The organism is Stenotrophomonas sp. MH181796, assembly GCF_009659995.1.
Lineage (GTDB): Bacteria > Pseudomonadota > Gammaproteobacteria > Xanthomonadales > Xanthomonadaceae > Stenotrophomonas > Stenotrophomonas riyadhensis.
This window is the reverse complement of record NZ_RAHU01000003.1, coordinates 164,312-186,288: the sequence shown is the minus strand read 5'-3', so window position 1 is coordinate 186,288 and position 21,977 is coordinate 164,312. Positions and strand designations below refer to the sequence as shown.

General features: G+C 62.3%; 23 protein-coding genes. 17 read left to right on the top strand and 6 right to left on the bottom strand.

The window, feature by feature from the left end; translation table 11 throughout:
• Positions 1-49: 49 nt before the first annotated feature.
• The 11 genes from D5301_RS08290 (at position 50) to D5301_RS08240 (ending at position 10,270) form a co-directional block, all read left to right on the top strand.
• Entirely contained in the window at positions 50-1,918 is a 1,869-nt protein-coding gene (locus D5301_RS08290; protein WP_012480217.1) for a copper resistance system multicopper oxidase, read from the top strand.
• On the top strand, positions 1,915-3,183 hold the full coding sequence (locus D5301_RS08285) for a copper-binding protein CopB (RefSeq protein WP_005413421.1): 1,269 nt from the start codon (positions 1,915-1,917) through the stop codon (positions 3,181-3,183). The genes D5301_RS08290 and D5301_RS08285 overlap by 4 nt, the downstream gene beginning before the upstream one ends.
• Before the next feature lie 12 nt (positions 3,184-3,195).
• Positions 3,196-3,966: a cytochrome c gene (locus D5301_RS08280; RefSeq protein WP_005413420.1), complete on the top strand. Its 771-nt coding sequence runs from the start codon at positions 3,196-3,198 to the stop codon at positions 3,964-3,966.
• Positions 3,950-4,495, top strand: a complete 546-nt coding sequence (locus D5301_RS08275; protein ID WP_223224792.1) for a nuclear transport factor 2 family protein — start codon at positions 3,950-3,952, stop codon at positions 4,493-4,495. The genes D5301_RS08280 and D5301_RS08275 overlap by 17 nt, the downstream gene beginning before the upstream one ends.
• Positions 4,496-4,668: 173 nt before the next feature.
• Entirely contained in the window at positions 4,669-5,034 is a 366-nt protein-coding gene (locus tag D5301_RS08270; protein WP_019184727.1) for a DUF411 domain-containing protein, read from the top strand.
• 70 nt (positions 5,035-5,104) lie between these two features.
• Positions 5,105-5,455 (top strand): four-helix bundle copper-binding protein, encoded by a 351-nt coding sequence (locus D5301_RS08265; protein WP_012480213.1) that lies wholly within the window; start codon positions 5,105-5,107, stop codon positions 5,453-5,455.
• A 178-nt stretch (positions 5,456-5,633) separates the two neighbouring features.
• Positions 5,634-6,017 carry a copper homeostasis periplasmic binding protein CopC gene (gene copC / locus D5301_RS08260; RefSeq protein ID WP_005413416.1) on the top strand — a complete coding sequence of 128 codons (384 nt, stop codon included), beginning with the start codon at positions 5,634-5,636 and terminating at the stop codon, positions 6,015-6,017.
• Between the two features lie 10 nt (positions 6,018-6,027).
• On the top strand, positions 6,028-6,957 hold the full coding sequence (gene copD / locus D5301_RS08255) for a copper homeostasis membrane protein CopD (RefSeq protein ID WP_017354978.1): 930 nt from the start codon (positions 6,028-6,030) through the stop codon (positions 6,955-6,957).
• Positions 6,958-7,018: 61 nt separating this feature from the next.
• Positions 7,019-9,340: a copper-translocating P-type ATPase gene (locus D5301_RS08250; protein ID WP_219625521.1), complete on the top strand. Its 2,322-nt coding sequence runs from the start codon at positions 7,019-7,021 to the stop codon at positions 9,338-9,340.
• Between the two features lie 28 nt (positions 9,341-9,368).
• Entirely contained in the window at positions 9,369-9,644 is a 276-nt protein-coding gene (locus tag D5301_RS08245) for a hypothetical protein (protein WP_005413412.1), read from the top strand.
• A gap of 74 nt (positions 9,645-9,718) precedes the next feature.
• Positions 9,719-10,270 carry a DUF305 domain-containing protein gene (locus D5301_RS08240; protein ID WP_031269107.1) on the top strand — a complete coding sequence of 184 codons (552 nt, stop codon included), beginning with the start codon at positions 9,719-9,721 and terminating at the stop codon, positions 10,268-10,270.
• Between the two features lie 29 nt (positions 10,271-10,299).
• Here D5301_RS08240 and D5301_RS08235 read toward each other — a convergent pair whose 3' ends face one another.
• Positions 10,300-10,488 (bottom strand): arginase family protein, encoded by a 189-nt coding sequence (locus D5301_RS08235; RefSeq protein WP_187756563.1) that lies wholly within the window; start codon positions 10,486-10,488, stop codon positions 10,300-10,302.
• A 46-nt stretch (positions 10,489-10,534) separates the two neighbouring features.
• Between D5301_RS08235 and D5301_RS08230 the strand changes: the two genes are divergently transcribed.
• Positions 10,535-10,864 (top strand): TonB-dependent receptor, encoded by a 330-nt coding sequence (locus tag D5301_RS08230; RefSeq protein ID WP_223025135.1) that lies wholly within the window; start codon positions 10,535-10,537, stop codon positions 10,862-10,864.
• 26 nt (positions 10,865-10,890) lie between these two features.
• Positions 10,891-11,721: a DUF4198 domain-containing protein gene (locus tag D5301_RS08225; RefSeq protein WP_005413408.1), complete on the top strand. Its 831-nt coding sequence runs from the start codon at positions 10,891-10,893 to the stop codon at positions 11,719-11,721.
• A gap of 104 nt (positions 11,722-11,825) precedes the next feature.
• Here D5301_RS08225 and D5301_RS08220 read toward each other — a convergent pair whose 3' ends face one another.
• The 5 genes from D5301_RS08220 to D5301_RS08200 all read right to left on the bottom strand — a co-directional run bounded on the left by D5301_RS08220 (position 11,826) and on the right by D5301_RS08200 (position 18,627).
• Positions 11,826-14,966 carry a CusA/CzcA family heavy metal efflux RND transporter gene (locus D5301_RS08220; RefSeq protein ID WP_005413407.1) on the bottom strand — a complete coding sequence of 1,047 codons (3,141 nt, stop codon included), beginning with the start codon at positions 14,964-14,966 and terminating at the stop codon, positions 11,826-11,828.
• Positions 14,963-16,477, bottom strand: a complete 1,515-nt coding sequence (locus D5301_RS08215; protein WP_005413406.1) for an efflux RND transporter periplasmic adaptor subunit — start codon at positions 16,475-16,477, stop codon at positions 14,963-14,965. The genes D5301_RS08220 and D5301_RS08215 overlap by 4 nt, the downstream gene beginning before the upstream one ends.
• Positions 16,474-17,778, bottom strand: a complete 1,305-nt coding sequence (locus D5301_RS08210) for a TolC family protein (protein WP_153855341.1) — start codon at positions 17,776-17,778, stop codon at positions 16,474-16,476. The genes D5301_RS08215 and D5301_RS08210 overlap by 4 nt, the downstream gene beginning before the upstream one ends.
• A gap of 73 nt (positions 17,779-17,851) precedes the next feature.
• Positions 17,852-18,247 carry a hypothetical protein gene (locus tag D5301_RS08205; RefSeq protein ID WP_005413404.1) on the bottom strand — a complete coding sequence of 132 codons (396 nt, stop codon included), beginning with the start codon at positions 18,245-18,247 and terminating at the stop codon, positions 17,852-17,854.
• A 137-nt stretch (positions 18,248-18,384) separates the two neighbouring features.
• Entirely contained in the window at positions 18,385-18,627 is a 243-nt protein-coding gene (locus tag D5301_RS08200; protein WP_224482004.1) for a cation transporter, read from the bottom strand.
• A gap of 315 nt (positions 18,628-18,942) precedes the next feature.
• Here D5301_RS08200 and D5301_RS08195 point away from each other — a divergent pair, with 315 nt between their 5' ends.
• The 4 genes from D5301_RS08195 to D5301_RS08180 all read left to right on the top strand — a co-directional run bounded on the left by D5301_RS08195 (position 18,943) and on the right by D5301_RS08180 (position 21,356).
• Entirely contained in the window at positions 18,943-19,236 is a 294-nt protein-coding gene (locus D5301_RS08195) for a BPSL0761 family protein (RefSeq protein ID WP_223224794.1), read from the top strand.
• A 2-nt stretch (positions 19,237-19,238) separates the two neighbouring features.
• The gene (locus D5301_RS08190; protein WP_049401588.1) at positions 19,239-20,180 is read left to right on the top strand and encodes an SseB family protein; all 942 of its coding nucleotides are present in this window, start codon (positions 19,239-19,241) and stop codon (positions 20,178-20,180) included.
• Between the two features lie 403 nt (positions 20,181-20,583).
• On the top strand, positions 20,584-20,727 hold the full coding sequence (locus tag D5301_RS08185; protein WP_153855340.1) for a hypothetical protein: 144 nt from the start codon (positions 20,584-20,586) through the stop codon (positions 20,725-20,727).
• A gap of 197 nt (positions 20,728-20,924) precedes the next feature.
• The gene (locus D5301_RS08180) at positions 20,925-21,356 is read left to right on the top strand and encodes an NIF family HAD-type phosphatase (RefSeq protein WP_031269101.1); all 432 of its coding nucleotides are present in this window, start codon (positions 20,925-20,927) and stop codon (positions 21,354-21,356) included.
• The last annotated feature ends 621 nt before the right edge of the window (positions 21,357-21,977 follow it).

The window sequence follows — 21,977 nt, the reverse complement described above, 5'->3', positions numbered from 1 at the left end:
GCTCTGTACCACCGCCCGCCGGTGGCAACACGACGCTTGGAGCATTTTCATGTCGCATGATGATTTTCGTGGTCCACGCGGTGGACCGCTGCTGCCTTCGCGGCGGCGATTTGTCCAAGGCTTGGCCTTGGGAGGCGCAGTCGCAGGATTAGGTTTCTGGCCCAAAGCCAGTTGGGCGCTCAAGGGGCCGGGACAACCCAACGTACTATCGGGCACTGAGTTTGACCTGACCATTGGCGAGACGCCGATGAACTTCACCGGCAAGACCCGCACCGCGATCACGGTCAACGGGTCCGTTCCGGCGCCGTTGCTGCGGTGGCGGGAAGGCACCACGGTCAACTTGCGCGTCTCTAATGCATTGCCCGCTAACTCCATCCATGGCGCGGACACCTCCATCCATTGGCACGGCATCATTTTGCCGGCCAACATGGACGGCGTGCCGGGTCTGAGCTTTGACGGTATCGGACGTGGTGAGACCTACCACTACCGGTTCACCCTGCATCAGGGCGGAACCTACTGGTACCACAGCCACTCAGGGTTCCAGGAACAAGCCGGGCTCTATGGCCCGATCGTCATCGACCCATTGGAGCCGGAGCCCTTCAGTTTCGATCGCGACTACGTCGTGATGCTGAGCGATTGGACAGACCTGGACCCGACGGCCCTGTTCGATCGTTTGAAGAAGATGCCGGGCCATGACAATTACTACAAGCGCACGGTCGGCGATTTTGCGCGCGATGTGAAGCGCAACGGCCTGTCGGCCACGTTGGAAGATCGCAAGATGTGGGGCGTGATGCGGATGACGCCCACGGACCTGTCCGACGTCAACGCCAACACCTACACCTACCTGATGAACGGCACGACCTCACTGGGCAACTGGACCGGTTTGTTCCGCAGTGGCGAGAAGGTGCGCCTGCGTTTCATCAATGGCTCTGCCATGACGTACTTCGATGTGCGTATTCCGGGGCTGAAGATGACCGTGGTGGCGGCAGATGGCTTGTATGTCCATCCGGTTTCCGTCGACGAGTTCCGCATCGCGGTAGCAGAAACCTTCGATGTGATCGTGGAGCCCTCCGGGCAGGACGCATTCACCATCTTTGCCCAAGACTCCGGTCGCACCGGCTACATCAGCGGCACGCTCGCTGTGCGCGAAGGATTACGCGCGCCCGTTCCGTCTGTGGATCCCCGGCCGCTGCTGACGATGGCAGACATGGGCATGGATCATGGGTCGATGGATATGTCTGGCGGCAGCAAGGGCATGGAAGGCGGCTGTGGTGCGGCCATGGGCATGCCTGGCATGACCCCACCTGTCAGCGGTAACGCGACCTCGGCCCATGCAGGCCATGCGATGCCCGCCGCCGGCGATGGTGCCATGGCAGGCATGCAGCACGGGGGCATGCAATCACACCCTGCTAGCGAGACCAACAATCCCCTGTTGGACAACCAAGCCATGAGCGTGAGTTCGCGCTTGGATGATCCGGGCAATGGCCTGCGCGATAACGGCCGTCATGTGCTGACGTATTCCATGCTCAAGAGCACCTTTGAAGACCCTGACGGACGCGACCCCGGTCGCGAGATCGAGCTGCATCTGACCGGACACATGGAGAAATTCTCCTGGGGCTTCAACGGTCAGAAGTTTTCCGATGTCGAGCCGCTGCGGCTGAACTACGGCGAGCGTATGCGCATCGTATTGGTTAACGACACGATGATGACCCATCCCATCCATTTGCACGGCATGTGGAGTGACGTGGAGGACGACAACGGCAACTTCATGGTGCGCAAGCACACGGTGGATATGCCGCCAGGTAGCCGACGCACGTATCGCGTGCGTGCCGATGCGTTGGGCAGCTGGGCGTTCCATTGCCACCTGCTTTATCACATGGAAGCCGGAATGATGCGCACGGTGAGGGTCGACGAATGAACATCAATAGACGCGATACCACCCTGACTGCGCTGACGGCTATCTCGCTGGCCCTGGCCAATGCGGCCAGCGCCCAATCTATGCAGCACGGCTCCATGCAGATGGAGCAGGGCGCGCAGACCCAGACTCAGGATCACTCTGCACATCAGGCACCGACATCAAAACCTGCGCCAGCCCAAAAGCCTGCAACACCGGCCAAGACGAGCGAAGCGACGATCGATCATGCGGCGATGGGCCACGCCGAGCCGCAGGCTAACGCAGCCGAGCCTGCCATGCAGGGCATGGACCATTCGCAGATGGGGCACGGCTCGCCCGCGAGCACACCTGCGGCGCCCACAGCGCAGGCGCAGTCGATGCAGGGCATGGATCACAGTCAGATGGCACAGCCCGCTGCAGCCGACACCTCCGGCACGGCCACGCCTGCGATGCAGGGGATGGACCATTCGCAGATGGGCCATGATTCGCCCGCGCCCGCTACACCAGAAGCGGGAATGCAATCGATGGAGGGCATGGACCACAGTCAGATGGGACACGGGCCTGCAGCGCCAACGCAGCCGCGCACCCCGATTCCCGCGGTGACGGACGCGGATCGCAAGGCGGCCATCGCGCCGGAACACGCGCATCCGGTGCATGACAACTCGATCAAGAGCTACGTGCTGCTCAATCGCCTGGAAACCTGGGATGCCGATCCGGGCACCGGGCTGGGCTGGGAGGGCCAGGGCTGGATCGGTACGGACCTCAATCGCGTCTGGCTCCGCAGTGAAGGCGAACGCACGGATGGTCAGACCGAGTCGGCTGATCTGGAAGTGCTTTACGGCCGCAGTATCTCCACGTGGTGGGATGTGGTGGCCGGTGTGCGTCATGACTTCAAGCCTGGGGCATCGCAGAACTTCGCCGCTATCGGTGTACAGGGCTTGGCGCCGATGAAGTTCGAAGTGTCCGCCACAGCCTATCTCGGCGAAGGGGGCCAGACTGCCGCCAATGTCGAGGCCGAGTACGAATTGCTGCTAACCAACCGGCTGATCTTGCAGCCGCTGGTGGAAGTCACCGCCTATGGCAAGAACGATCCATTGCGCGGGATAGGTTCGGGTCTGAGTGCCGCTGAGGCGGGGCTACGACTTCGCTATGAGTTCACCCGAAAGTTCGCTCCCTACATCGGCGTGGTGTACGAGCGCGCGTTTGGCAATACCGCAGACATGCGACGCGAGCATGGCGAGTCCTTTGAAGACACGCGCTTGGTCATCGGCCTTCGTACCTGGTTCTAAGGGGAACTGACAATGAAATCCAACAAAAAGATGTGGGTATGGCTCGGTGCCGGCGTGGCATTGGTTGCGGTGGTCGCAACCGCCACGCTCTCTCTGGGCGTGTACAACGTGGCCGCCGACGATCCGCATAGTCGCCCGGTGTATGCGCTACTTGAAACGGCGCGCGAGCGTTCCATTGAGGTGCGCGCCGCCAAGCTTCAGCTACCCACGAACCTTGATGATCCTGAGCGTATCCGCCAGGGTGCGGGCAACTACAACGCCATGTGCGTGACCTGCCATCTTTCACCAGACGCGGCGGCCACCGAGATGAGCAAGGGCCTGTACCCCGCGCCACCGAACCTAAGCAAACAGCCGGTCGCTCCAGCTGAGGCGTTCTGGGTGATCAAGCACGGCATCAAGGCCAGCGGCATGCCCGCTTGGGGCGGCAGCATGGACGATGAGTTCATATGGAACATGTCGGCCTTCCTGCAGAAGTTGCCCACGCTGGACGCGACTGCGTACAAGGAACTTGTCGACAGCAGCGAGGGCCATTCGCATGGCGGCGGCGAGACGCAAGGCCACCATGACGACGAAAAGGCCGAGGATCACCCTGCCTTATTCGAGCCGGGCAACAACTCCATGCCGCATGCGCACCCGCCGGGCGTGGACGACGATCACCACGGCCCGACACCCAGCGACACGGAAGTCGGGTTGGTGAGCCACGGCCATCCCGACGGCAAGGTGGAGTCGCACCCTGCACCACACACGCCCGTGGCCGATGACGGCCATGCGCACCCCCATTGATCTTCTTGGAGCCCACGCAATGAACGCAACAGCAATCTCGTTCACCCTCGCACTGGCACTGGCCGTCGTGTCCCCCGCAATGGCGCAGGCGACACAGCCGCACGCACATCACCCCGCTGCCGCGGCATCTGCGGACGTCGACGTCCCAGTCACTGCAGAGGCCGCGGTCGCCGTAGCGGAGCGTTTCAACAGGGCCCTGTCTAGCGGCGATCTGGCCACGGTCGAAGCCCTGCTCGCTGCCGACGTTCTCATCCTCGAGTCCGGGGGCGCCGAACGCAGCCGCGAGGAATACATGGGCCATCACGCAGTCAGCGATGCGGCGTTCCTCAAGGGCGCCCATCGCCAGCTGCTCCGTCAGCGCGCACGAGCCGCTGGCGAGTTCGCGTGGGTCGGAACCGAAAGCGAGTTGCATGCCCAGAAGGACGGCCAGCCACTGACCGTCCAGAGCGACGAGACGATGGTGCTGAAGGAGACCGCGGACGGCTGGCGGATCGTCCACATCCACTGGTCCTCGCGGACCAAGCGCTGAGTCGAGAGATTGAAATGACTACGCTCACATTGCACCGTCTGACTTTTGTGGTCCTTGCCGTGGCTGGTCTGGGTGCTTGCACCCAGGATGCTTCATCCGCGCAACCCACAACCTCGCCCTCCGCACAGGTTGTCGTCCAATCAGCCGACGCGACTCCAGCAGCCCTGCCACGCATGACCGTCCACAAGACCCCGACCTGCGGGTGCTGCGGTGTCTGGATCGACCACGTGCAGAAGGCGGGATTCACCGTGGATGTGCACGACATGGATGACCTGGGTCTGGTCAAGGAGCGGTTGGGTGTCCCCTATGCAAAGGGCTCCTGCCACACGGCCGAGATCGGCGGATACGTCATCGAAGGCCACGTTCCGGCCGCGGACATCAAGCGTCTCCTCGAAGAAAAGCCGAACGCACGCGGCCTGGTCCTCCCAGGGATGCCGCTTGGTTCTCCGGGCATGGAGGTCCCGGAGGGACGCCAGCAGCCGTTCACGGTCGAGCTGATACATCGCGACGGAACCACTGAACCGTTCGCACAGCACTGATCCGTCGCAGCAACAGGGGACGGTGTTGCGGGCGCGCCGATTCTCGCCCGCGAGGAAGAAGGAGAACTACATGACTCACCATTCCGCAGCACACCGGCCCCAGGCCATGAACGAGTGCATCGACAACTGCACGCAATGCCATGCGATCTGCCTGGAGACCATCAACTACTGCCTGACCAAAGGAGGTGTTCACGCGGCCCCGGAGCACATCGCGCTGTTGGCGACGTGTGCCGATACCTGCGCAACCAGTGCCGACGCGATGCTGCGCGGTGCCAGCGTTCACGACGTGGTTTGCGGTGCCTGCGCGGAGATCTGCCGCCAGTGCGCCGATGCATGCGACGCCATGAACGACCCTGAGATGACGCGCTGCGCCGAAGTTTGTCGCCGCTGCGCGGAAAGCTGCAGCGCCATGGCAGCGTAATGCGTCGAGGATCCCGCCTGAGCCGGTGGGATCCTCGTCTCGCGAAAGCGGAAGTATCAAGAAAATCCGACAAATCGTGGTTTCAGTGACAGTCCGACATCTAACGCTTGTCGCATCGAACACAGCGCGGCCCCTCCCGAACGGGCTTTGCATCACATTCCAATGAGGATTTATCCATATGAAGTCGTCCAACGTCATTCGCTCCTTCGCGCTCGTCCTCGCAATCGCGGCCGGGCAGTTTTCGCTGCAGGTCGCGCACGCCCACGCCGCGCTGCAGCAGTCCACACCGGCGGCAAATGCGGTGGTGGCCTCGCCAGGCCAGATCGATCTCGTGTTCAACGAGACATTGATTCCGCGGGCGTCGCGTCTCAAGTTGCTCATGAAGCACGGCAGTTCCACCATGCCGATCGAGAATTTCACGACCGAGATCGTCAACAACGGCAAGACCCTGCGTGCCAAGTTGCCTGGACCGCTGGCTCCGGGCGTCTATACCGTGGAATACCGCGCCGTCGGTGGTGACAACCACCCCATGCCGGGCAGCTTCAGCTTCACGGTGCGCTGAGGAGTCGCGAATGTTCGACCTGTCGGCTTATGCACTGAGATTCTTGGAATACCTTGTCATCATGGTTCTTTTCGGGGTTCCACTCTTCGGTTGGTACGGGTCGCGTCGATCGGCACTCGCCGACGCCTTGGCCGGGTGGTCACTCATGGGCGTTCTATTGGCGGGTGCCGTAGCCGGTCTCGTGCTCACCGGGCTCGATGTCGTCTTCAAGACCGCGGGCATCATGGGAATGCCGCTTGCCGAGGTTGATCGCGCATCGCTTGGCTGGTATCTGCTCGAGACGTCCGCGGGCCGGGCAGCCATGGCGAGAGGCGCGCTGCTGGTCGCCCTGATGTTCGTGCTCGGATGGCATCGTCGCCGCGGGAAGGTGGAGACCGCCTTCCCGCTGGGGGCGATGCTGGCGGGCGGCGCACTCGCTTCGCTGGCATGGAACGGCCACGCCGCCGCTGGCGAGGGCTTGGCAGGCGCGGTCCGGCTTGCTGCAGGCATCGTCCATCTTCTCGCGGCAGGCGGCTGGATCGCAGCGGTCCTGATGTTCCTTGCCATGCTGCTGCGCGGCAAAGAGACGAACGGCAGCGGGCGTCTGCGATCAACGCATGACTTTCTGCATGGTTTTTCGACGCTGGGAACGATCTTCGTTGGTGCGCTCATCGTGTCCGGCATCGCGCACTACGGGGATCTCACCGCGTGGTCGTTTTCGGCCCTGTTCCAGAGCACCTACGGGAAGTTGCTGCTTTTCAAACTGGCCCTGTTCGCTGGAATGCTGGGTTTGGGAGCGCTGCACCGATGGACGCTGGTGCCGCGCTTGGAACGAGCGCTGACCAGCGGAGATCCCGCGCAGGAGGTGCGGGCTTTGCGGCAGAGTGTTACGGCTGAGGCCGCGCTGGCCATCTTGATCCTGATTGTTGTTTCAGTGCTCGGGACGCTCAGCCCCGAATAGCTGTGTAACCCGCAATGGCACACTGCCTTGGCAGTCCATCCCCACTAAAGCGAGCATCGGCATGAACTCACCGTCGTCCCATGACCATCACCATTCTGCAGGCGCAGCCCCTGTCGAGGCTGCGGATGGACGGGTCATCACCAATCCCGTCCGCTATACGGACGATGCTCCCCAGCAAGTTGAAGTGACCGCCCCAGCAGCGGTGGCCCAACCCAGCGGTACCCACGCCACGGTCTACACCTGCCCGATGCATCCGCAGATTCGTCAGCCAGGTCCCGGCACCTGTCCGATCTGCGGCATGGCGCTGGAGCCGGAGATGCCCTCGCTGGAGGAGGACGACAATCCAGAGTTACGCGATTTCACCCGAAGGTTCTGGTGGACGTTGCCTTTGACGTTGATCGTCCTGGTCTTGGCCATGCTGGGACACCGTCTGCCCGGCTTGTCCACGCAGGCGCGCACCTGGATTGAGCTCGTGCTGAGCGCCCCGGTGGTGCTCTGGGCGGGGTGGCCTTTCTTTGAGCGCTGCCTACAGTCCATCGGCAATCGCAGCCCCAACATGTGGACGCTGATCGGCATCGGCGTGGCCGCCGCGTTTGGCTACAGCGTGGTGGCCACCGTGGCACCGGACCTGTTTCCGGACTCTTTCCGCGAGCATGGACGGGTAGGGGTCTACTTCGAGGCGGCAGCGGTCATCGTCTCGCTCACCCTGCTCGGACAGCTGCTGGAACTGCGGGCGCGTTCCAAAACCTCGGCGGCCATCAAGTCCCTGCTGGGATTGGCGCCCAAGACGGCTCGCCGCGTCAAACCCGATGGGGGCGAAGAGGACGTTGCGCTGGATCACGTGCACGTGGGTGATCTGCTTCGCGTACGACCGGGCGAGAAGGTGCCGGTCGATGGGGAAGTCATCGAAGGCCGCGCCAGTGTCGATGAGTCGATGCTGACCGGTGAACCCATTCCGGTGGAGAAGGCTGTCGGTGATCACGTTATAGGCGCCACGCTCAACGGGACGGGCGCCTTAGTCATCCGGGCGGACAAAGTCGGATCCGGGACGGTACTGGCGCAGATTGTGCAGTTGGTAGCCCAAGCCCAGCGCTCCCGCGCGCCGATGCAGCGTATGGCGGACAAGGTGGCGTACTGGTTTGTCCTGGCCGTGCTGGCCACGGCGGTGCTCACGTTCTTCGGATGGGGTCTGTTTGGACCCGAACCGTCCTGGACCTTTGCCGTCCTCAATGCCGTATCGGTTCTGATCATTGCTTGCCCGTGTGCCTTGGGTTTGGCTACCCCCATGTCGATCATGGTCGCCACTGGCCGCGCTGCGCAGGTCGGGGTCCTGTTCCGCGATGCTCAGGCGATCGAGCAGCTACGTCTGATCGACACGTTGATCGTGGACAAGACCGGTACGTTGACCGAGGGGCGTCCAGCCTTTCGCGACACGCTCTCCAACGCCGGCTTCGACGCCGATCAGATCCTTTGTTTGGCCGGCAGCTTGGAGCAGGGCAGTGAGCACCCCTTGGCCGAGGCCATCGTGGCTGAAGCCCAGCGACGTGGCTTGAACCTGGTGGCCGCCCAAGATTTTGATTCGCTCACCGGCCAAGGCGTCCGCGGGCGCGTGTCCGATCAGGATGTCGTGCTCGGCAACCAAAGCCTGATGGCGTCGGTTGGCGCCGATGTAGCACCTTTGCAAAGCAGCGCCGAGCGTCTTCGGAAAGAAGGCGCTAGCGTGATGTTCCTGGCGGTCAATGGTCGGTTGGCCGGCGCCATTGCGGTGGCTGATCCCATCAAAGCCACGACCTTGCCTGCCTTGAACCTGCTACGTGCCGATGGCCTGCACGTGGTGATGGCCTCCGGTGACGCACAGGCGACGGCCGAGGCCGTGGGGCGCACGCTGGGCATCGAGGATGTGCGTGGTGGCGTCAAGCCGCAGGACAAGGCCGACCTGGTCCAGCAACTCAAAGCCCAGGGTCGTCGCGTGGCCATGGCTGGCGATGGCATCAACGATGCGCCGGCCCTGGCGGCAGCCGATGTGGGCATCGCGATGGGGACGGGCACGGATGTGGCCATGTCCAGCGCCCAGCTCACCCTGGTCAAGGGTGATTTGAGGCGCATCGTGCAAGCCCGTGCCATCTCGTCTTTGACGGTGGCCAATATGAAGCAGAACCTGGGCTTCGCCTTCGTCTACAACGCCATCGGCGTGCCTATCGCCGCCGGCTTGCTGTATCCCAGCTTCGGCCTTTTGCTCAGTCCGATGATGGCGGCCCTGGCCATGAGCCTGAGCTCGGTTTCGGTGGTCACCAATGCCCTGCGTTTGTCCGGCTCCACCGTTGTTGCCACCCCCCACCCTGACCGCGCCGATGAGCCTGCGCGCGGCCATTCCTGTCACTGATGGCTCATATCCCACAAGGAGTACTGCAATGAAGCGTTATGCCTCCCTCTCGATGATGGCCTTGTTCCTGATGGCGGGCGCGGCCTTCGCCGGCGGCCAGACCACCACGCCCACCACCGACCACGGTCAGCACAAGCCGGCGGCGGCCGATGCCGATTTCACCAAGCTCGATGCCAACAAGGACGGCTCGCTGTCCAAGGAAGAACTGGCCAAGCACAAGCTGGCGCCGCACTTTGGCATGCTCGATAGCAACAAAGATGGCAAGCTGAGCCCGCAGGAATTCGCTGCCGGCAAGGGTATGTAAGTGTTCTCAGCCCGGGAGCTGTTCCAACAGTTCGCGGGTTCTTCCGCCGTTCTGCCATTCCCACGGAGATTGTTATGTCCTCTTCGCACGGTACGCACGAAAACGCGCAAGACCCGCAGTCCCAGCACGCAAAACCGCACGCCTCACACCAACCTGCCCACCAGGCACAACAAGGGCATCAAGGCCATTACGGCCGCCTGTTGTTGATGATGGGCCTGTCTTTCGTGGCCATGTACGCATTGATGTACGCAATGGTCGATCAGTGGGCTAACGTCTATAACAACGTGAACCAGTTCTACATGGCGGGCCTGATGGCCGCTCCCATGCTGCTGATCGAGCTGTGGCTAATGTCCAGCATGTACCCCGATCGCCGACGCAATCTGATTCTGGCTGGTCTGACGGTGGCGTTCATGCTGTTCTGCTGGTGGGGCATTCGCACTCAAGCAGCGGTCACTGACAAACAGTTCATCCGTTCGATGATTCCCCACCACGCTGGCGCCATCCTGATGTGTGAGGAGAATCGTCTGAAGGATCCTGAGTTGGTGAAGCTCTGCCAGGACATTATTACCTCGCAGACACAGGAGATCGCGCAAATGAAGCAGTTGCTGGCTGAGCGTTCCCATTAGCTCACTGCCTTTTGCCAGCCGATATCACTTCACTGAGCCTGCGCACTGACCATTCGGTGGATCAAACGCGCGGCCACACGTGCGGTGGCTTGATCCGGATCCAGGGGCGGACACAGTTCCGCCACGTCGACCACACGTACCTTGCCCGAGGCCATGACCAGATCCAGCAGGGCTTCCAGGACCTCCAGACTCACCCCGCGTGGGTTGGGGGCGCTCACGCCCGGGGCCACCACCATTGAGTACGCCGGCAAGATCACCAGCGGCTTGGGTAGCTACACCCAGTGGCGTGGCTTGGGCTCACTGCGTATGGGCAAGAACCGTTGGACCGGCGTCTATTCGGCGCAGTACATCGGCAGCGCGGACGACATCATCGCCGTGCCCGACACGATCGGCTCGCATGTGTCCAGCGTGGTGTACCACAGCCTGCAACTGAGCTACGGCATCAAGAAGAAGTGGGATATCTCCGCCGGCGTTGAAAAAGTGCTCGATAAGAAGGCGCCGTTCGTGAAGAACAACCCCAACACCGACACCGACACCATGACGTACGACTTGCTGGGTCGTCGCTGGAATGTCCGCTTTGGTTACCACTGGTAAGCCACGATCACGAGGAGCTACACATCATGAGAAACACGCAACTATCCGCCACACTACTGCTGTTCGCTGTGGCCGGCAGTGCCGGTGCGCACGACCTGTTTGTCGCTTTCTCCAAGCCTGGCACCGCAGCGGGCGAGGCGAACACAGCGTTGGTGAACAATGGCACCTTCGATGAAAGTGCAGGTGCAGTCACCCGAGCGCGTCTACAGGACGTTTCGCTGAGTCAGGGCGGCGCTAAGGCTGCACCGGACTTGGCCAGTTGGAAAGAGGTCGGCAAGCAGAGCCAGCTCACCGTGCATCCGGCGGGCGAGGGCACCTATCTGCTGGGGGTCTCGACGATGGCCTCCACCAGCACGCGTACGGCCAGCGAGTTCGGCAAGTACCTGGAGTTGGAAGACTTGCCCGATACCCTGGCCACCTATGATGCGAGCAAGTTTCCCAAAGGGGTCACCTATAGCTATACCAAGCATGCTCGTACCATTGGACAGGTGGGCACAAAACTGACCGACGATTTCGCTGCCTCGCTGGGCTATCCGCTGGAGATCCGCTTGGCCCGCAATCCTGGAAGCGTGAAGGTCGGCGAACAGCTGTCGTTCCAGGTGCTGCAGCAGGGCACGCCAGTGCCCAACCTACGCGTGTACGTCGGTCATCGTGCTGACGCACCGGTCAAGGGTGGGCACGGTAGCGCTACGCTCCTGCGCACCGATGCCCAAGGCCAAGCCAGTTTCCAGGTGACCACCGCCAAGACCTGGTACATCCACACCAATCACATTGTGCCCTCTACACAAAAGGGTTTGGATTTTGTGTCGGATCGGGCGTCGCTGAGCTTTGAGATTTCCCCGCACGCCGGGCACTGATAAGTAAGCATGTAGGCGGTACTCTCCCCTTTGACGCCAGTCATGACTTCTTCCATGACTGGCGTCTTTTTGTGGGGACTTACCTCAAGTGCTCAGTCTGTCTCTCATTGGTCGCCCCGCGCCGCGCGCAATCCACGTCGCCGCACTAGATAGAACGCTGCGGGAATCACCACCATAGAGAGCACCGGTGCGGTGAGCATGCCACCCAGCATCGGCGCGGCGATACGTTGCATGACCTCCGAGCCGGCACCGGCACCGACGAAAAGCGGAAACAACCCGGCCAGGATGACGGCTACCGTCATCGCCTTCGGGCGCACCCGTTGCACGGCGCCTTCGTAGATAGCCTCTTGCAGGGTAGACACATCTTCCGGCGCACCGCTGGCCAAGCGCTGCTCCCAGGCATGACGCAGGTACAGCAGCATGATGACGCCGAACTCAGCCGCAACGCCGCCCAGGGCGATGAATCCGATCATGCTGGCCACCGAAATCGCATGGCCCAGCCCCCAGATCAACCAGAAACCGCCCACCAACGCCAAGGGCAAGCTGAGCAGGATGATGGATACATCGCTAAGCCGGCGAAACACCATCCAGATGACCAGGAAGATGATCGCCAACGCCGCGGGCACCACCCATTGCAGGCGTGCCAAAGCCCGTTGCAGATACTCGTACTGCCCCGACCACGCCAGACCATAGCCGGCAGGCAAACTCACCTGGGTCTGCACCGCGGCTTGCAGGTCCTGGACCACCGATCCCAAGTCGCGATCGGCCACATCCACGTAGATGTAGCCCACCAACCGGCCGTTATCGCTCTTGAGCATCGGCGGGCCTGGGCTGATTGACAGCTCCGCCACCTGGCTCAAGGTCAGTTGCACACCGCCTGGCGCGATCAGCGGCAGATCCTGCAAGGCCTGCAACGAGTCACGCTGGCCACGGGGGTAGCGCAAGACGATGGGATAGCGTTCGCGCCCCTCGATCGTTTCCCCGATTGGATCACCGCCAACGACCGTGGCAATCAGTTGCTGGAGTTGGCCTTGAGTGAATCCGTAACGTGCAGCGATTTCCGGGCGCACCTGTACATCGACATAGCGCCCACCCGTGACGCGTTCGGCCAGTGCCGAACTCACGCCGGGCACAGTCTTGGCCACCTGCTCGATCTGCTGGCTCAGGCGCTCGATCTGCTCCACATCGGGTCCGGAGACCTTGATCCCAATCGGGCTCTTGATGCCGGTGGCCAACATATCGATGCGATTGCGAATGGGCGGGACCCATAGGTTGGTCAGACCGGGAATCTTGACCGCTGCGTCCAACTCCTGGCGTAGCTTCTGGGGGGTCATGCCCGGGCGCCATTGATCCCGCGGCTTGAAGGTCACGGTGGTCTCAAACATTTCGATCGGTGCCGGATCGGTCGCACTTTCGGCACGGCCCGCCTTGCCGAACACGTGCTCAACCTCCGGTACGGTCTTGATCATCCGGCCCGAGAGCTGGAGCAACTGACGGGCCTTGTCGGCGGACAGGCCGGGCAGGGCCGTGGGCATGTACAACAGGCTGCCTTCTTCCAAGGGCGGCATGAACTCACTGCCCAACCGGCTAAAGGGGATCAAGGTGAGCACTAGCAGCAGGCCGCTGAGCAGCAAGGTGACACCGGGATGTTTGAGGACCCACAGCAGGATGGGCCGATAGCCAGCGATCAGGATGCGATTGATGGGGTTCTGCTGTTCCGGGCGGATGCGGCCGCGGATCAGGTAGCCCATCAAGACGGGGATCAAGGTCACCGACAACCCTGCTGCGGCGGCCATCGCGTAGGTCTTGGTGTAGGCCAGAGGCGAGAACAATCGCCCTTCCTGCGCCTGCAGGGCAAAAACCGGCACGAAAGACAGGGTGATGACCAGCAAGCTGGCGAACAGGGCCGGTCCGACCTCGGCCGCCGAGCGGGCCATCAGCTGCCAGCGCTCCTCACCCTGAGGTTCCCGGCCGTGCGCCTCCCGCCAGTGCTCCAGATGCTTGTGTGCATTTTCGATCATCACCACCGCTGCATCGACCATCGCACCAATGGCGATGGCGATGCCGCCTAATGACAGCAAGTTGGCGGAGATCCCCTGGGCGTGCATCACGATGAAGGCCGCCAGGATACCCAAAGGCAGGGTGATGACGGCCACCAACGCCGAGCGTAGGTGCCACAGGAACAGCAGGCATACCAGCGCTACGACCAGAAACTCTTCGCCAAGCTTGTGGGTGAGGTTGCGTACCGCATCCTGGATCAGCTCGGAGCGGTCGTACACCGGCACCACTTCCACGCCCTCGGGCAAGCTGGATTGCAACGCCTGCAGTCGCGCTTTGACGTTCCGAATGGCCCCCAAGGCATCCTTGCCGGTCCGCAGGACGATCACGCCGCCGGCCACCTCACCTTGACCATCCAACTCTGCGATACCACGACGGAAGACCGGCCCGCGACTGATCGTGGCCACCTCGCCGAGCAGGACGGGGATGCCGTCGTTGCCGGTTACCGGCACCTGTTCGAACGCCTCCTGTGTGCGCAGGTAGCCTTCGCTGCGCACCATCAGTTCGGCTTCGCCTTGTTCGATCACCGAGCCCCCGGTAGCGCCGTTGGCCGCATCCACCGCCTCGATGAGCTCGGCCACCGTCAGTCCACGGGCCGCCAACGCCTGCGGATCGGGCTGGATCTGCCAGGCGCGCACCGCACCGCCCACACTGGCTACTTCAGCCACGTCCGGCACGGTTTTTAGCTCATAACGAAGAAACCAGTCCTGCAACGCACGCAGCTGCCCCACATCACGTTGACCTGTCCGATCCACCAAGGCGTACTGGTAGATCCAGCCCAGTCCTGTCGCATCAGGACCCAGCGCCGGATTCACATTCGGCGGAAGTCGATCGCGTACCTGGCTCAAGTACTCGAGCACTCGAGAGCGCGCCCAGTAAAGATCAGTGGCATCGTCAAACAGGATGTAGACGAATGAATCACCGAAGAAGGAGAAGCCGCGTACCGCCTTCACGCCCGGCACGGACAACATCGTGGTGGCCAACGGGTAGGTGACCTGGTCTTCGATGATGCGCGGGGTTTGCCCCGCCCATTGCGTGCGGATGATGACCTGGGTATCGGACAGGTCCGGCAGCGCATCCAGCGGCGTGTTCTTTACCGACCAGATACCGACCACCGCCAGCAGCGCGGCGGCAACCAGCACCAGCACGCGATTGGCGATGCAAGCATGGATCAGGCGCGCGATCATGGTGTGCCCTCCATCGCTTCGGACATGACCTCGCTTGCCTGGCAATCAGCGGCTGCGGCGGGGCCGAACTTGGGTACCAACTGCATATCCATGAACGGTGACTTGCCCGGCTTGTCGAAATGCTTCTCCGGCACCATCGGGTCATACCAGTACTGCACCGGGCAGCGCGGCGGCGTAGAGGTGGAGGTGTCTGGCGCGACAGGCGCCGGCTGTCTGGACGGTGACGGCACGACAGTGCGTGGTTCGTGCCCGGCGTCATGGCGCTCGTGCACACCTGATGCGCTGGCAGGGCGTGTCGGTTGTGCAGCACCCAGGCGCTCCAACGCACCGGAGAGACTGGCTTCGGAGTCGAGCAAGAACTGACCCGAGACGACCACGCGTTCACCACCGGCCAAGCCTGCCACGATCTGCGTGCGCCCTTGCACGCTACGTCCCACACTCACCCGCACTGGCCGGAAGCTCCCGTCCGGATCCTGCACGATGACCCGGCTGTCCCGCCCGGTGGCGATCAGCGCCTCCGTGGGAACGACTGGCAGGGCCTGCTCGGCGTCGGGCTGCACCAGAACCTCGGCGAACATGCCCGGCACCAGCCGACGCTGCGGGTTGCGCAGCACAATTCGCGCCCGCTGCGTGCGACTAGCCATGTCGACCTGGGGAAGCAACGCCTGGATCTGTCCGGCAAAGCGCTCTGCCGGCCAGGCACTGACCGTGGCCTGCACTGAGGTCCCCGGCCGCAAGGTGCCCAGCGCTGCCTGGGGTACCGAGGCCTCCAGCCACAACGTGTCCAGCCCATTGATCTTGAACAGTGGCGTACCGGGCATCACCGTCTGTCCCTCGCGTGCCAGGATCTCGGTCACGACACCACTGTGGTCTGCGCTAAGCACGACGCCACTTCTGGCCGAGGCGCCAGAAGGAACACCCAACGAACGCAACCGTTGTTGCGCCGCACCCTGCAGCTCACGCGCGCCCGCGGACTGAGCTTGGCTCAGGGCATGTGCTTCGGCGATGGCCGCGTTCCATGCCGGGGCCTGCACGGTGGCCAGCGTTTGACCACGACGAACCTCGGTAAACGGCGCCTTTACCTGCACGTGGGTGATCAAGCCTTCCATGCGCGCACTGATCACGCTTTCCTGGGTCAGATCCCACGTCAGTGTGCCCGGCACGCGTACGGCAGTCCCTAGTAACTCTACCGTCACTTCCTGAGTGCGTATGCCCACGTTCTGCTGCAGGCGCGGATCGATCTGCGTTCCGCCCCCTATGGCCTCATCTGCGTATTTGGGCAGCAACTCCATATCCATGAACGGAGATTTGCCCGGCTTGTCGAATCGCTGCTCCGGCGCCATGGGGTCGTACCAGTACAGCACCTTGCGTGCTTGATCTGCGACGCTCGTGCCGGGGGGCGGGGTGGTATCAGAGGTTCGAGTCATCCAGGCGTAGCCGCCGGCAAAGCCGAGCGCCAGCAACCCGAGGGCCACGGCGAGCTGTGTGAGACGCGTCTTGGTCGGGCTCATGGCGTGTTCTCCTCATGGGGTAGCAGATAGGCCAGTGCCGCCCAGGCACGGCCCTGTTCGCCCAGCAGACGGGCGTTCTCCAGGTGCAATTCGATCTCATCGCGCCGCGCTTCCAGCCACGGCTGCAGGTCGGCACCGGCGCCGTAGGCGGCCAACGCCGTGCGTGCACGATCGCGCGCCAAAGGCAGGCTCTGCGTGTTCTGGCGCTCCAACTGGCCGGTTAACCCGCGCCATCGCGCTATCGCGCGTTGCACCGACTCGGCTTGGATGCGCCGGGCCTCATCGCGCTCTGCGGACACCGCCTCCAGCTCGGCCCGCCGTGCCGCGATGCCTCGTGCTTGGCGGTTCTTCTGGAACAGCGGCAGGCCCACACCCACTTCCACCATGAGCATGTCGCTGCGCGCCATGCCGTCGGGTGCGCGCTCGCGACGTCCGTAGGTGAGCTCCACACTCCAATCCGGGCGGGTTTCGGCCACGGCCGCATCCACCTGGGCCTGGGCTAAGCTCTCGCGTGCCTCCCAGCCCAGTAGTGGCGTGTGTTGGTCCAGTTTGGCCAGCAGTTGGGTGGGCTCCAATGGCAACTGCGAAAAATCCGGTGCCGCACCACTGGCCAAGATCGCCTCTGGTGCAATACCCAACCACCGCGCCAGGCCGGCCTGCGCGGCGGCGTGCTCCGCATGTACCTGCTCCAGGCGATTGTCCAACTGCAGTAGGGCGGCCTGGGCGGCAAGCACATCACTGGCCCCGGCCGTGCCGCCTGCCAAGCGAGCACGCGCCGCACGCTCGGCTATACGGGCCGGCTCGCGCAGACCTTCCAACGCATCTACGGCTTGCTGCGTACTCCACAGCTCGATCCAGGCCAGCGCGGCCGCTTGGGCCACCATCTGCTGTTCGGCCATCGACAGTGAGCGCGCTTGCGCCAGCGTCGCTTGCGCCAACGCGTGCTCGGCACGTCGTTTCGCACGCGCAGGAAACTCCTGCATCAGACCGATTTGCTGGGTGGTCATCTCATCGGCCCGCAAGCTGAAGGCATCGGGTCCGCTGACGGGCCAGTTCGCCAGCCCCACGATCAAACGTGGGTCGGGAAGCGCGCCAGCACGCGCGGCTTCTTCGGTACTGGCATCGATCTGCGATCGGCGCACGTGCAGGGTTGGGGCGTTAGCAAGCGCCCGTTGTAGGGCTTCTGTGTAGCTGATCGGGATAGCGGGCGATGCCGCCAGCACAGGACCACTGAGCGCCAGGGCAAACACGAACCCACACGCCATCTTGCGCCTTGCACGCAAGAAGAAAGACATCTCCATAAGACCTCCGGGAAACGACAACGAGCGCGCTGCAACGCATGCAGCACGAGCACGGGTCAATCCAGGAGGGGGCTTAAATCAGCAGGCTACAGAAGCGCTGCAGGGGAGGCGGATCGGACACGCACACCGGAACATCCCGATACAACTGCGCGTGTACCGGTGGCAACAGAGCCTGCACCAGCGCGAAGGCGGCCAGCGCGGGCTGGTAAGGCACTTGAGGGGCCTTCGCATCGGCCGTGGCGATGTGATCGCGCTGGCAATGCTGGTCGCACAACGCCGGAGCATCGGGATCCGGCGTGGACATCTCTTCGCAACCGACCATCAGGGTCGCTTGTCCAGCTTCCACCGATTCCAGCGGACAGGCGTAAGCCACCAGCGCGAGTTGCTGCAGCAGCAGCGCCCACAGTCCCAGCCATGCCAGTCGGGCACGAGAACGGGGTCGCCGCCACCGCCTCAGCAGCCTCACCATGACAGCTCCCGCACGCCCGAAGCAGCGCCTGCGGACGCTGGGCAGATCAGGGCAGGGGACGTGCGAGCTCTCATGATGGCCAGTCTAGCCCTCTTGGGGCCGACTGTCATTGATCAGGATCAAGCCCTCGCGCGGACTCAGCGGTGGCATCCGCCGCAGCAGGAGGATGCGACGGCCGGGGCGGCCGGCGTACCAGCCTCAGAAGGGAGCACCGCAGCGATCACATAGCCTTGCCGCTGGATAGCCTCAACCGCCTGTTCTACGGCAAGCAGGCCCTCGATCTTGACCACGCCACTGCCCAGATCGACGTCCACCTGGGCGTGGGGGTCAAGGGCCTGAATGGCTTGGGTGACCGTTCGGACACAGTGACCACAGGTCATACCTTCAACAACGAGATTCATGGACAACCCTCCAAAAGCATCGGCGGTTTGCCGACGGCGTGACGATGAGCCTTCCCACGGTGGGAAGGTCAAACGACAGGCAAGTTGAGTGGTAATCCGTCCCGCGTTGTTGACCTTCCCATCATGGGAAGGCTCAGGCTACCTGCTCGTTCCTATTGGCCCTCACTCCATGGACATAACGCTCACTTATGCGAATTAAGTTATTGATTATATTACATTAATACAGGAATCGCAAGGTCTGTAGTTGCACCGTGCCCTGGCCGGCCACAAACGCGATAAGCTAAGCATTCCTTAGTGCTAGTCATTCTTGATGTCATGACGATGCCATCTGAGCGCACCCGCAATGTGCTGCAGGCGGGCGCGTTCCTCAGGCAGCTAGCGGCCAGCCAAGCCGTGCCTAAAGAGGTGCGGCAAGAGGCATATCGACTGCTGCGGCACTATCCAACCGTCAGCGACATCGAGGCGATTGCTGAGCACGAAGAGCGGCTGCGAGCGCTGACCCAGTCGGCCTTCGTACGACCCTACCTGAGCAGCGAGATCGAGGCGGATTGGTTCTCCGGGTACCCGCTCGGCCCTCATCGCATCTGACCATGAAGCAACCGAGCAGGCCGCGTGGAAGAGGGACTACGTCTGCGGAGACAGCGCTGGAGGCTTCCTTTGAACGGGCCCGCGACAGTGCGGCCGAGGAACGCGCATTCTTCAAGCGACTGATGGATGCGATCGTGTACGTGCATGCGCCCATCTCGGACGACGCGCAGACACTGCGGCTGGTCCAGTTCCGCCATCCTGACGGTTTCGATGCGATCCCTTTCTTTACCTCGCTCGACAAGGCGCAGGCGGCCAGCTCGTCTGCTGTCAGAATTCTGGGAGTTTCAGGCCGTGAGCTGCTAACCGGTACTCGCGGCGCGACGTTGATGCTCAATCCCAACTACGGCGGCGTTGTCCTGTACCCGGAAGAGGTTGCGACATTGTTGGATACGGGCTTTCTGGCCAGGGTGGAACGTCTGGCGCCGGCGGAGTTCGCGGTGAGACCTGCCCAGGCCGCGCCGGCTTGGCTCGCTCCGGCCATCAGCGGCAGCCTTGAGCACGCCGACTTCGTCTCGTCGGCCTATCTCCTGGAAACTCACTCGTCAGGGGGCGTCGAACAGCCTCCCGGTCTGTTGATCTGGCTGGTGGTGGACCTGGCTTTCGCCGAGCGGGCGGCTCGTCTGGTGACCACCGCCATACAGCCCTTATGCTCAGATTTGGACGTCATCATCGACTTGGCGGTCCACGACGTATCGCTGCCTTTGCCGGCGGGCTTGGATGATCCCCAGATCCTGCCCATATTTTTTCACGAGAATCAAGCCAACTTGAGCACAGCTCATCGGCCTATGAGCCCTGAAGATAAGCTACTAGCACTCCTTCCGGGATTGACCGAGGAAGAGAAGGAACGGCGGACCCGCGAGGGTATGGCCGACGTCGACGCTGGACGTACGATCCCGCACGAGGAACTACTGCAATGGATCAGGCGACGGTCAGAGCCTTCTTGAAGGTTTCCGTTGGGTCAGGAGCGTGGAAACTCTTGAATCCAATATTCAAGAAGGGCACGCGTGCCTGAGCAGTACTCCAGGAATGCCTGTGTCACGCGGCTTCTGGTTCAATCAAGCCTAGGTCTGTAATCCACGAACTGCCTGACGTCGAGGGGTGTTTCCTCGTTGAATCATGGTGTTAGAGACGATTCGGCTGTTTTTCTCACGAATCCCTGCCGACCTTCTTGAAAAACTGAACCAGACCTACCCAAACGCTTCCGTAAGGCAGGTGGTGAGAGGGCAGGTTAAGCACATCAGGGATAGCAATCCCAAGGAGATAGAAGCGCTATGACAGGAGGCCAACGATCAACTTCCTACTATCGCCGAGCTAAAGAGGGTCAGTGCGGTTGATCCAGAGTTCCGGATGGAAAACAGCTTCTTTGGGCCCAAGCCAGTCATCACCGCCCGCATCATCAACCGCTCAACACTGCCATTGAGCGAAGCGAGCTGGAATGCGGCGCTGTACATCAGCTACATCCACACGCGTCGAGCTGGAGATGATCCCTGAGACAGCAATGGACTTTACGGACAAAGCCTATCTAAGTGCCGATCTTCAGAAGCGCATTGATTTCCTTGAGAACCAACTCAAGCAAGCGAGCGAGTTCGAAGATGTCTGATGCTACCAAGCCCCGCCGGCGGATCACCCTCCGGCGGGGCTTGGTAGCGGTACCGACGTTCACCCCCGCCAAAGAGGACCATTACACAATGCGCCCGTCCATCCTCGCCTTGGACTTAGAAGGAACGCTGATTTCCAACGCTGTAAGCCAGATCCCGCGCCCGGGCCTCTACGAATTTCTGGAGTCGGCAAAGTCGCTCTTTGAGGGTCTAGTCATCTTCACCACAGTTCCGGAGCCTAGATTTCGCGAGATTGCCGACCTATTGGCTTGCGAAGGAGCGGCCCCGGGTTGGTTTGCCCGCTTGCCATACATAGACTGGACTGGGCCGACGAAGGATCTTGCCAACGTTTCCCAGCCCATCGGCTCTGCATGGCTACTAGATGATTACGCCCCCTATGTACAACCGGGACAGGAACATTGCTGGGTCCCGGTTCAACTGTTTTGTTCTCCTTACCCCGAGGACGACGCGGGACTGGACGATGCCATCGAGGCAATCCGTAAGCGACTGAACGAGTACTAGAGGGCCATCTCTTGGCCAGCGTCCAATGGGCCACAGGCTCGCCGGTCAACCAAGGTCCAGCGCTTCGTTGGAGAACCGTCGATATAGACCTGGGGGGGCGTTTACCGCGATAGAGTCCTGAGCCCCCTCAAACCATCTCATGGACCCGTGGCAGCTGGTCGGTCTACTCAGACTAGAAGCTAAAGCTGCCAACTGCCGCTAGGTTCCAGCCAGTACGCCATGCCCAGCGGCAGGAAAGTCTCCATTGCAACGTCCAGGATCAACGGCTGACGCCAACCCTGACCAGGCAAGAAGCAAAAATCCTTCCGGGCGAGGGTTCCAGCTTGCTCGCGTCCAGCTAACCAGATGCATCTGCGTTTTATCTCGCGATCAAGTGCTCGCCTCGCGGCATGCTCATCCAAACCGCTTTGTATGAACTCCGAGGCAGAATTTCGCATGCTCGCCCACAGCACGTAGCGCTTACGCCCCAAGCTGAGCGCATTCCATTCAGGCGATCCAATCGACTGAAGCCCGTCGCCTAGCTTCGGGTCCAACCGATGCTTCCGCAGAAGGTTTGCCAAGTACGCTCGAGCTTCGGTGGATGCCAGTGAAATTCCGAGATTCCGCCTCGCACTGGGCGTG

Coding starts and splice junctions, on each gene's coding strand:
- D5301_RS08290 (WP_012480217.1), top strand. CDS start 50: ATGTCGCATGATGATTTTCGTGGTCCACGCGGTGGACCGCTGCTGCCT.
- D5301_RS08285 (WP_005413421.1), top strand. CDS start 1,915: ATGAACATCAATAGACGCGATACCACCCTGACTGCGCTGACGGCTATC.
- D5301_RS08280 (WP_005413420.1), top strand. CDS start 3,196: ATGAAATCCAACAAAAAGATGTGGGTATGGCTCGGTGCCGGCGTGGCA.
- D5301_RS08275 (WP_223224792.1), top strand. CDS start 3,950: ATGCGCACCCCCATTGATCTTCTTGGAGCCCACGCAATGAACGCAACA.
- D5301_RS08270 (WP_019184727.1), top strand. CDS start 4,669: ATGACCGTCCACAAGACCCCGACCTGCGGGTGCTGCGGTGTCTGGATC.
- D5301_RS08265 (WP_012480213.1), top strand. CDS start 5,105: ATGACTCACCATTCCGCAGCACACCGGCCCCAGGCCATGAACGAGTGC.
- copC (WP_005413416.1), top strand. CDS start 5,634: ATGAAGTCGTCCAACGTCATTCGCTCCTTCGCGCTCGTCCTCGCAATC.
- copD (WP_017354978.1), top strand. CDS start 6,028: ATGTTCGACCTGTCGGCTTATGCACTGAGATTCTTGGAATACCTTGTC.
- D5301_RS08250 (WP_219625521.1), top strand. CDS start 7,019: ATGAACTCACCGTCGTCCCATGACCATCACCATTCTGCAGGCGCAGCC.
- D5301_RS08245 (WP_005413412.1), top strand. CDS start 9,369: ATGAAGCGTTATGCCTCCCTCTCGATGATGGCCTTGTTCCTGATGGCG.
- D5301_RS08240 (WP_031269107.1), top strand. CDS start 9,719: ATGTCCTCTTCGCACGGTACGCACGAAAACGCGCAAGACCCGCAGTCC.
- D5301_RS08225 (WP_005413408.1), top strand. CDS start 10,891: ATGAGAAACACGCAACTATCCGCCACACTACTGCTGTTCGCTGTGGCC.
- D5301_RS08220 (WP_005413407.1), bottom strand. CDS start 14,966: ATGATCGCGCGCCTGATCCATGCTTGCATCGCCAATCGCGTGCTGGTG.
- D5301_RS08215 (WP_005413406.1), bottom strand. CDS start 16,477: ATGAGCCCGACCAAGACGCGTCTCACACAGCTCGCCGTGGCCCTCGGG.
- D5301_RS08210 (WP_153855341.1), bottom strand. CDS start 17,778: ATGGAGATGTCTTTCTTCTTGCGTGCAAGGCGCAAGATGGCGTGTGGG.
- D5301_RS08205 (WP_005413404.1), bottom strand. CDS start 18,247: ATGGTGAGGCTGCTGAGGCGGTGGCGGCGACCCCGTTCTCGTGCCCGA.
- D5301_RS08200 (WP_224482004.1), bottom strand. CDS start 18,627: ATGACCTGTGGTCACTGTGTCCGAACGGTCACCCAAGCCATTCAGGCC.
- D5301_RS08190 (WP_049401588.1), top strand. CDS start 19,239: ATGAAGCAACCGAGCAGGCCGCGTGGAAGAGGGACTACGTCTGCGGAG.
- D5301_RS08185 (WP_153855340.1), top strand. CDS start 20,584: ATGGAAAACAGCTTCTTTGGGCCCAAGCCAGTCATCACCGCCCGCATC.
- D5301_RS08180 (WP_031269101.1), top strand. CDS start 20,925: ATGCGCCCGTCCATCCTCGCCTTGGACTTAGAAGGAACGCTGATTTCC.